The 9,072-nt window shown below is 70.8% G+C and carries 7 protein-coding genes and 1 pseudogene; 1 reads left to right on the forward strand and 7 read right to left on the reverse strand.

Going from position 1 to position 9,072, the window contains the following annotated elements; genetic code table 11:
- The first annotated feature begins 210 nt into the window (after window positions 1-210).
- On the forward strand, window positions 211-1,344 hold the full coding sequence (locus DVH02_RS15645; protein WP_114624424.1) for a glycosyltransferase: 1,134 nt from the start codon (window positions 211-213) through the stop codon (window positions 1,342-1,344).
- Window positions 1,345-1,619: 275 nt separating this feature from the next.
- On the opposite strand, the gene DVH02_RS15650 is transcribed toward DVH02_RS15645, so the two are convergent.
- The 7 genes and pseudogenes from DVH02_RS15650 to DVH02_RS15680 form a co-directional block, all read right to left on the reverse strand.
- Window positions 1,620-2,279 (reverse strand): ADP-ribosyltransferase, encoded by a 660-nt coding sequence (locus tag DVH02_RS15650; protein WP_158575894.1) that lies wholly within the window; start codon window positions 2,277-2,279, stop codon window positions 1,620-1,622.
- Between the two features lie 97 nt (window positions 2,280-2,376).
- Window positions 2,377-3,609, reverse strand: coding sequence for a YncE family protein (locus DVH02_RS15655; RefSeq protein WP_114624441.1), 1,233 nt, complete (start codon window positions 3,607-3,609; stop codon window positions 2,377-2,379).
- A gap of 8 nt (window positions 3,610-3,617) precedes the next feature.
- Window positions 3,618-4,424, reverse strand: a complete 807-nt coding sequence (locus DVH02_RS15660) for a polysaccharide deacetylase family protein (RefSeq protein WP_114624426.1) — start codon at window positions 4,422-4,424, stop codon at window positions 3,618-3,620.
- Window positions 4,425-4,719: 295 nt separating this feature from the next.
- Complete coding sequence (locus tag DVH02_RS15665; protein ID WP_114624427.1) at window positions 4,720-5,244, reverse strand: ATP-binding protein; 525 nt, start codon at window positions 5,242-5,244, stop codon at window positions 4,720-4,722.
- A 273-nt stretch (window positions 5,245-5,517) separates the two neighbouring features.
- The gene (locus DVH02_RS15670) at window positions 5,518-6,288 is read right to left on the reverse strand and encodes an enoyl-CoA hydratase/isomerase family protein (RefSeq protein WP_114624428.1); all 771 of its coding nucleotides are present in this window, start codon (window positions 6,286-6,288) and stop codon (window positions 5,518-5,520) included.
- A gap of 118 nt (window positions 6,289-6,406) precedes the next feature.
- On the reverse strand, window positions 6,407-7,702 hold the full coding sequence (locus DVH02_RS15675; protein WP_114624429.1) for a L,D-transpeptidase: 1,296 nt from the start codon (window positions 7,700-7,702) through the stop codon (window positions 6,407-6,409).
- Between the two features lie 313 nt (window positions 7,703-8,015).
- Window positions 8,016-9,041 (reverse strand): annotated as a pseudogene (locus DVH02_RS15680) (Ig-like domain-containing protein); the annotation flags it as partial.
- Between the last annotated feature and the right edge of the window lie 31 nt (window positions 9,042-9,072).

The following is a 9,072-nucleotide window of genomic DNA, read 5'->3' on the forward strand; positions in this document are numbered from 1 at the left end:
GTACGGAGCGACCGGCGTCCTCAACGGACTGGTCCTGGACTGTCACCCGTGGATCCTCATATCCCGAAAGGACACTCGGCAACGTGAGTACGGCGAATGCCGTACGCGGGCCCGGAGGAGACCGGAGCCCCCGGACACCCGGAAAGTGACAGGGTATAACGTACGTAAAGCACGGTCGCTATAGTGAGTTACGAGAGCGTGAGGACGTCCATGAAGCTGCTGTTCAGCGCAACCCCCGCCTTTGGTCACATACTTCCCCTGGTCCCGCTCATGCAGGCGGCGGTCGACGACGGCCATGCCGTAGGGCTGCTGTCGAGCGCGGGGTTCCGGGCCGCGGTCGCCGAGGAGCTTCCCCCGGAGGTGGAGTTCCTCGACGCGGGGGTGATGCCGGAGGTGTTCTCCGAGGACGCGGCCGTCCGCACCGGCGCCGACGTCTTCCATCCGACGCCCACGACCATCGGTGAGATCTTCGGCGGCTCCCGTGTCGATCTCGCTGTCGAGGAGAGCGTGGATCAGGCCACCCGATGGGCTCCGGACCTGGTGATCGCCGAGCCGTTCGACGCGGTCGGCCCGCTCGTCGCCGCTCGGCTCGGTGTCGGTTGGCACAGGGCGGGCATCGGCCCCGCGCTGCCCGCGGTGATCACCGACGAGATCGACCGCGTGGCCTCGGCCCGGTACGACCGGCTGAGCCTCTCCCCGGTCGCGGCCCTGAGCTACCTCGACCCGTGCCCGCGGCAGCTGCAGGACCCGGAGTGGTCCCCCGTCGGACCGGTGCGGGCGGTCCGGCCGCAGGCGCACCGCCGGCCGAAGGACGTCACGCTCGACCTGCCCGACTTCGGCGACCACGACAAGCCGACGGTGCTCGTCACGCTGGGCACGATCTTCTCCGACCCGGACACCCTCTCCGCGGCCGTGGCGGCGGTCGCGGACACCGGCGCCCAGGTGATCGCCACGCTGGGTTCGTCGCTGAGGCACGCCACCGCGGACCAGGCGGACCGAGCCGACTCGGCGGGTGTGCGCTACGTCCCCTTCGTTCCGCTGGGCCAGTTGCTCGAAAAGGTCGACCTGGTGGTCGGCGCCGGAGGTGTCGGCTCGGTCGTCGGCACCCTCGCGCACGGCCTCCCGATGGTGCTCTGGCCCCAAGGAGCCGACCAGCCCATCAACGCCGCACGCGCCGCCGCGTCGGGGACGTCGATCACCGTCGACTCGGCAGCCGGTATCTCTCCGGCCGTGGCCGCGGTGCTGGAGCGGGGCGAGTACCGCCACCGGGCCCAGGAGATCGCGGCCGAGATCGCCACGCTTCCCCCGGCGGCCACGGTGATCGCGGAGATCACGCGTCCGTAGCGGGGTGCTGGGCCGCCCCGTCCGAGCCGTGCTCGTGACGGGGCGTCCGAAGGGCGCCTGAAGGGCGCCTGAAGGGAGACATCCCGCTCAGGCGCCCTGGTTGCCGGAAGCCTCAGGGCCTCTCGTTTGGATCATGCCGGGCTCGCGAGCCCTGGCACCGCGCCTCGCCGCGTTGTCGTCCGTCGGCCTACGCTCCGCGTGGGCTCCCTCCTCCGCCTTGCGATCCACGGCACCGGACCCCGCTCCCTCATCCGGCCTGATCCAAACGAAAGTCCCTAACCACGCCAGGGCTTGTAGTGCGGGTTGTCCTGGCACTCGGCCATGATCTCGGTCTTCTTCGCCTTGTCGACCGGGCAGACCCCGACGATCAGCTCACGCGAGACACCGCCGGGGAAGGCGACCTCCTCACGGTGGGCCGCCTTGTGGGTGGCGCCGATCGTCCTGTTCACATCGATGCCGCCGGGCGCGTCGATGTAGTAGTTGAAGCCGACCGGGGCCCCCTGCTTGTAGAGGTCGTGGTCGTAGGTCGCCGAGACGTACGGCGAGTCCTGGCCCGCCAGGACGTGCTGCGTCACGTCGTACGCGCCGGTGAGCGGCGCCTTCGGCAGGAAGCCCTGCTCGAAGACGATCTCGGGCGCCCGGCTCTCCGCGCGGTAGAGCTGCTTGCAGTCGGCGCGCCAGACCGGTGCCGGGCTGATGCGGTCCGCCTCGACGCCGCGGTCCGCCGCGGCGAACAGCGGGTCGGTGACGGACGGGCACAGGTCGGTGGGCCGGGGGGCCTCGGACGTGCCGGAGGTGCCGGAGGCGGGCGTGGGGTCCGCCGTCGGGTCCGGGGCGGTGTCGATGGCGGAGGCGGAGGCGGAGGCCGTCAGGAGTACGGCGCTGACGGACAGGGCGAGCGCGGCGGCCCGCCGCCGGTTGCGTGAGGCGATCATGGGATGCACCCTCCACGTCGTACGGCGGCGGGCCGTGGACCGCCACCCGTTCGGGGGCGTGTCGGGCGGAACGCTGCCCGGGGCACGGCGAGTTGGGTCAGCGGAAGACTCCCGTGTGGCCCAGCGAGTAGCGGCCGGGCTGCGGGTAGACCGCCAGTCCGTGCGGTCCGCCGCCGACCGGGATCCGGGCGAGCTGCTTACCGGTGACGGTGTCGATCGCGTACACCTCGGAGTCGTAGCGCCCGGCCAGCCACAGGACCTTGCCGTCGGCCGAGACGCCGCCCATGTCGGGGCTGCCGCCCTCGGGCAGGTGCCACTTCTTGGTGAGCCGGTTCTTGGGGAAGTCGAAGATCGAGATGGTGCCCTCGCCCCGGTTGGAGATGTACATCTCCTTGGAGTCGCGGCTGACGTACAGCCCGTGGCAGCCCTCACCGGTGGGCAGCAGCTTGGGGGTGGTGAACGTGTCGCCGTTCAGCACCCACATGCCGTGCGCCATCATGTCGGCGATGTAGAACGTCCTGCCGTCGGGCGAGATCTTCACGTCCTGCGGCATGGCGCCGTCGAAGGGCAGCTCCTGCTGTCCGATGACCTTCATCTTCTCCGTGTCGACCTTGAGGAGTTCACCGGAGAACTCGCACGAGACGATGAAGTAGCGGCCGTCGGCGGAGAAGTCCGCGTGGTTGACGCCCGCACAGGTGACCGGCAACGTCTTCTTGATCTCCATGGTGTGCGGGTCCCGGAAGACCAGTTCGCGGTCGAGCGAGGCCATGACGATCGCGTACTTGCCGTTGGGCGTGAAGTACAGGTTGTACGGGTCGTGTACGTCGACGGGCTCGCCCGCCTCGCCGGTGGCGGGGTTGATCGGGGTGAGCGTGTGGCCGCGGTTGTTGTTGACCCAGAGGGTCTTGAGGTCCCAGGACGGGACGACGTGCTGCGGCTGGCGGCCGACGTCGATGGTGTCGATGACCTGGTACGTCGCCGGGTCGATGACGGAGACGGTGTCGGAGTTGGTGTTCGGGACGTAGACCCGTGCGGGGAAGCCCTTGACGACGGGGGACAGCATCCCCGGCCGGTCGGCGGCGTAGATGTCCTTGGGGTCCTGCACCGGCGGCATCCCGGGCAGTCCCGGGGGCGCCGTCACCCGGGGAACGGCCGGGCGGGCGGCGGCCTTGGTCGCGGCCGTCTCCGTACGCGCGCCGTCGTCGGCGCCGCCGCAGCCCGCGAGGAGCGCGAGGGTGGCGGTCAGGGCGAGCGCGGTGGTACGGGTGGCGGGAAAGGCGCGCGCGGTACGGGGGGCGCGGCGCGCGGGCCGGGCGGTGGGGGGAGGCATCCGGTGCATCAGGTCAACAGCTCCGTGGTCGTCACCGCGCGCATGCCGCGGCGTTTCAGTGCGTCGAGGAGGGCGGGCAGCGCGGCGACCGTGTCCGCGTAGCCGAAGTGCAGGCTCACCACCGAGCCGTTGCGGATCTCGTCGGTGACGGCGCGCGTGACGGCGGTGGCGCCCGGCGAGGTGAAGTCGAGGGAGTCGACGTCGTACGAGAGGACGTGCGGGTAGCCGGCCCGCGCGGCGAGCCGCCGCACCAGCTCGGTGGCGTGCTGGGTGCGCGAGGGGCGGAACCAGGTCCCGATGGAGCCGGTGAGCCGCCGCAGCCGGTCGGCGCAGCCGACGATCTCCGCGTACGCCCGCTCCTCGTCCATCTCGGAGATGTCGACGTGGTGCAGCGTGTGGTTGCCGAGGTCGTGGCCGCCGTCGAGGATCCGGCGGGCGAGCGCGGGATGTTCGTCGAGCCATGTGCCGACGGCGAGGACGGTGACGTGGGCTCCGGCGCGTTCCGCTTCGGCCAGCAGGGCGGTGGCGGTGGCGGGGTCGCCCTGGCCGTGGAAGGTGAGCGCGACTCCGGGGCGGTCGCGCGGGCCGTGTTCGATCTCGGCGGGCAGGCCGGGGAACCTCCGGGGCGCGGGGGCGGCCTGGGCGACGGGGCGCGACCCGCCGGTACGGGAGCCGGTGGCGGACGGGGAGCCTGACGGGACGGCGGACGGCGGTACGGAGTCGGAAGCACCGTCCGTACAGCCGGTGGCCAGGGCGCCCGTGACGGCCACTCCGGCTGCTGCGCGCAGCGCACTGCGACGGTCGATCGGAATCACGCCCCCATTTAAGGGGGAAGGCGCGGGAATTCGCGGGGGAAGGAGCGGGAAAGAGAACGATTGACCCTTTTGGAGCCTTTGTGCGATCGCGGAATCGCTCCGGGCGGGACCGTCACGCGTCGGGTCGGCTCAGAGCCTGTCGGGTGACCTACGATCGGAAAGCGGACGCGGTCTGGTGCGTGCGATTCCAAGGCGCCGGAGTGTCCTCGTAGCGGAGCTACTAGGGCATTTCGGCAACGCGGGAAGCGTGCGGGCCAGGGCGTGGCCGCCCGATCAGAGGTCACCCGACAGGCTCTCAGGGGGGCTGGCGGTCGGCGATCCGCATCTCGAACCAGGTGGTCTTGCCGCGCGGCAGCAGATCCACTCCCCAGCGGTCGGAGAGCTTGTCCACCAGGAACAGGCCCCGCCCGCTGGTGTCCATCTCCCGCACCGGCATCAGACACGGCAGCCCGCGCGAGGGGTCGCGCACCTCGATCCGGATCCAGCCGCGCCTGCGCAGCATCCGTAACCCGAAGACCCGCGCCCCGGTGTGGCGTACGGCGTTGCCGACGAGTTCCGAGACGAGCAGCACGGCGTGCTCCGCGGTCTGGGGCGAGAGGGCCCACTGACGCAGCACCACCGAGTGCGTGATCCGGCGGGCGGCCGAAGCGGACTCGGGCCGGGAGGGTAAGCGGACTTCCGCCTCGGTCGGATTGCCGAACAATTCCAGCGCGCTGAGCGCCTGTTCGTCCTTGCCGGACGGTATCCACCGCCCAGCGGTCGCGCCGCCGCGCTGCCGCGGCTGCTCCACATCCTCCAGGCCCGCCATGTCTCCCATCATGGCCGCACAGAGCCATTTCCGGGGGCGTTCCAGGGGAATCGACCCCCCGGAACGAGTGACTCCGGGGGGCCTTCGACGCATATGCCGTTGGCAGTGCTGTTCCCCACACACCCATTCTGACCTGCGGTAACGACGAGCGTCAAAATGATCACCGGGCGTTAATACGGGAATTCACTTAAGGCCGTCTTAAGCCCCGGCTAAGTCGGTCGCCGAGTTGACGCCACGACTCCGCGTATCCCACACGCGCACGCTCCGTGTCCAACGGGTCCGCTCTCAGAGGAACTTGGCCTTGCCCGGCCCGTCCTCCACGAACGACCGCATGCCGCGCTCACGGTCCTCGGTGGCGAACAGCCCGGCGAACCAGGTGCGTTCGATCGCGAGGCCGCTCTCCAGGTCGGTCTCCAGCCCCGTGTCCACCGACTCCTTGGCGGCCCGCAGCGCCAGCGCCGGGCCCCGGGCGAGCTGCGCGGCCCACGCGTGCGCCTGCTCGTACACCTCGGCCGCCGGGACCACCCGGTCGACCAGGCCGAGCGACAGCGCCTCGTCCGCCCTGACCTGACGGCCGGTGAAGATGAGGTCCTTCGCCCGCGACGGGCCGATCAGCCGGGCGAGCCGCTGGGTGCCGCCCGCGCCCGGGATCAGCCCGAGCAGGATCTCCGGCTGGCCGAGCTTCGCGTTGTCCCCGGCGATCCGGAAGTCGGCGCAGAGCGCCAGCTCGCAGCCGCCGCCCAGCGCGTAACCGGTGACCGCCGCGATCACGGGCTTGGGGATACGGGCGACGGCGGTGAACGACTCCTGGAGCGCCCGGGAGCGCACCACCATCGCCGCGTGGTCCATCTCCCGCATCTCCTTGATGTCGGCGCCGGCCGCGAAGACCTTCTCGCCGCCGTACAGGATCACGGAGCGCACGTCGTCCCGCCGCCCGGCCTCCTCGGCCAGCTCGCGCAGCCGGTCCTGGAGGGAGATGTCGAGCGCGTTCATCGGAGGGCGGTCGAGCCGGATCGTACCGACGCCGCCGGAGACTTCCAGATTCACATGGGCCATACCCCACAGATTAAGACCGCCCGGCAAATGGGGGGCGGTCTCACGCCCGTTCACGACAAGGGGCCCGGCGCACGGTCGTTCTCCGTGTGCCGGGCCCGCTCGCGATGTACCCGCCGTACTACTTCGTCCACTCCGCCCAGGACATGTTCCAGCCGTTGAGACCGTTGTCCGGGGCGATCTGCTTGTCGTTGGAGTTCTTCACGATCACCACGTCACCGATGATCGAGGCGTTGTACATCCACGCCGAAGGCGTGCCGTTGTCGCCGCCGCCCCGGATGTCCCGCAGCCCCACGCAGCCGTGGCTGACGTTCGCGGAGCCGAAGGTGCCCGCGGAGGCCCAGTAGTTGCCGTGCATGAAGGTGCCCGAGGTGGACAGGCGCATCGCGTGCGGCACGTCCTTGATGTCGTACTCGCCGCCGAAGCCCACCGTCGCGCCGTCCATCCGGGTCACCGCGTACTTCTCGCTGATGACCATCTGGCCGTTGTACGTGGTGGTCGAGGGGGCGCCGGCCGTGATCGGGATGGTCTTGATCAGCTTGCCGTCGCGCACCACCTTCATCGTCTTGGCGCTCGCGTCCACGGTGGAGACCTGGCTGCGGCCGATGGTGAAGGAGAACGACTTGGCCTGCTTGCCGTAGACCCCGGGGCGGCCCTCGACGCCGTCGAGGTTGAGCTTGACCGTCACCTTCGTACCGGGCGCCCAGTACTTCTCGGGGCGGATGTCCAGCCGGTCGTTGCCGAACCAGTGGCCCTCGACCGGCACGGACGGCTTCGTCGTCACGGTGATCGCCTTCTCCACCGCCTCGGGCGAGGTGATGCCCCGCGTGAAGTTGAGGGAGACCGGCATCCCCACGCCGACCGTGGAGCCGTCCTCGGGGGTGTACTGCCCGATGAACGTGTTCTTCGGTACGAGGGTGGTGAACGTGGTGTCCTTGGCAGACTCGCGGCCGTCCGCGTCCTTGGCGGTCGCGTGCACCCGGTACTTGGTGGCCCCGGCCAGGTGCTGGAGCGGCTCCCAGGCGGCGCCGTCGGCGGAGACCTTGCCCTCGACGGCCGTGCCCTTGTCGTCCTCGACCTTGACGGAGGTCAGCTTGCCGTCGGCGGCGGAGACCTTGAGGGCGCCGGTGGTGGCCACGTCGTCGGCCTTGTCCTTCGGCGCGACCGTCACCACCGCCACCGACGCGGTGTTCCCGACGCTCCCCGCGCCCTTGCCGCCCTTGCCGTCCCTTTCGCCGGAGTCCCCGCTCGCGCCGCCGCCGCACGCGGTGGCCAGCAGAAGCAGGGCGCCCATCAGGGCGGCGGGCGCCCCGGTGCGCCGCAGTCCGCGCCCGGTCCGCCGTTCCCGTGCTCCGCGCGGTCCCCGGTCGCCCGGACGCACTTCGGAAGCCCCCGATATCGGCAGCTTGTTCCCCATGATCGTCTCCCCTCGCACGGCCTGGCCCCGCCACGGCCCGCACTACCGCGCGTCCAGTGCACGCGCACGGCGTTAGATAACCACACCGGAGGTCCCGCGCAGACCTGCGGAATGTCACCATTCGGTCCCAACCGGCTCGGGACGGCGCAGGTCAACGCGGCATGACGGCCCCTCAGCCCCCATTTGGCCGGGGAGGAAACGATCAGAACGCGATCGGGGAGCGGCCGGGAAGACGACCGGAGGCACGGCCGGTGGAGGCGAGGCGGTCAGCCGTCGGCTGTCGACGGCCGACGGCCCTCGGCCGACGGGGCGGTCAGCGCAGGGCGGAGCCCGCCCGCCACCGGTTCCAGTCCAGGTTCCAGCCGCCGAGCCCGTTGTCGGCGGCGACCGTACGGTCCTTGGAGTTGACCACCTCCACGACGTCACCGATCAGGGTCCGCTCGAAGAACCAGCCCGCCGGGGTGTCGGGGCCACCGCCCTTGACGTCCCGCAGTCCGACGCAGCCGTGGCTCACGTTCTCCGAGCCGAAGGTCTCCGAGTCCGCCCAGTAATTGCCGTGCAGGAACGTCCCCGAGGTGGTGAGCCGTACGGCGTGCGGCACGTCCTTGATGTCGTACTCGCCGCCGAACCCGACCGTCCTGCCGTCCATGCGCGTGACGTCGTACAACTCGGTGACCACCATCTTCCCGTTGTACGTGGTGTTGTTCGGGGCGCCCGCCGTGATCGGTACGGTCGACAGCAGATCCCCGTCGCGCCGCACCTCCATGGTGTGCTTCGCCGCGTCGACGAGGGAGACCTGGGAGCGGCCGACCGTGAAGGCGAACGTCTTGTGCTGGATGCCGAAGACGCCCGGCGCCGCCTGGACGTCCCGCAGGGCCAGTTCGACGGTGACCTCGGTGCCCGGCTCCCAGTACTCCCTGGGCCGGAAGTCCAGGCGCTGGTCGCCGAACCAGTGGCCCGCGATCTCCACCTCGGGGTCCGCGGTGACCTTGATGGCGCGTTCGACGGCGACGCGGTCCCGGATCTTACGGTTGAAGTCGAAGGAGATGATCATTCCGGTACCGACGGTCGACCGGTTCTCCGGGGAGAAGTAGCCGATGAACCGGTCCGTGGGCACCGCCGTCGTGAAGGTGGTGTGCCGGGCCGAGCGGCGGCCCGCGGCGTCGACGGCCACGGCGTCCACGCTGTACTTGGCGGCGAGCGCGACCCGCGCCCCGCTCCGGGGCGCCCAGGAGCGGCCGTCCTCGGAGATCCGTCCGGGCAGCTCCTTCGGCTGGGCGTCCTCGATCTGGGTCACCCTGACCCGTTCCAGTCGGCCGTCGGGCACCGTCACCTCGACCGGGTCCGTACGGCCGACTGGAACGGGTCAG

It is taken from the genome of Streptomyces corynorhini, from assembly GCF_003346515.1.
Taxonomy (GTDB): domain Bacteria; phylum Actinomycetota; class Actinomycetes; order Streptomycetales; family Streptomycetaceae; genus Streptomyces; species Streptomyces corynorhini.

Coding starts and splice junctions, on each gene's coding strand:
- DVH02_RS15645 (WP_114624424.1), top strand. CDS start 211: ATGAAGCTGCTGTTCAGCGCAACCCCCGCCTTTGGTCACATACTTCCC.
- DVH02_RS15650 (WP_158575894.1), bottom strand. CDS start 2,279: ATGATCGCCTCACGCAACCGGCGGCGGGCCGCCGCGCTCGCCCTGTCC.
- DVH02_RS15655 (WP_114624441.1), bottom strand. CDS start 3,609: ATGCCTCCCCCCACCGCCCGGCCCGCGCGCCGCGCCCCCCGTACCGCG.
- DVH02_RS15665 (WP_114624427.1), bottom strand. CDS start 5,244: ATGATGGGAGACATGGCGGGCCTGGAGGATGTGGAGCAGCCGCGGCAG.
- DVH02_RS15670 (WP_114624428.1), bottom strand. CDS start 6,288: ATGGCCCATGTGAATCTGGAAGTCTCCGGCGGCGTCGGTACGATCCGG.
- DVH02_RS15675 (WP_114624429.1), bottom strand. CDS start 7,702: ATGGGGAACAAGCTGCCGATATCGGGGGCTTCCGAAGTGCGTCCGGGC.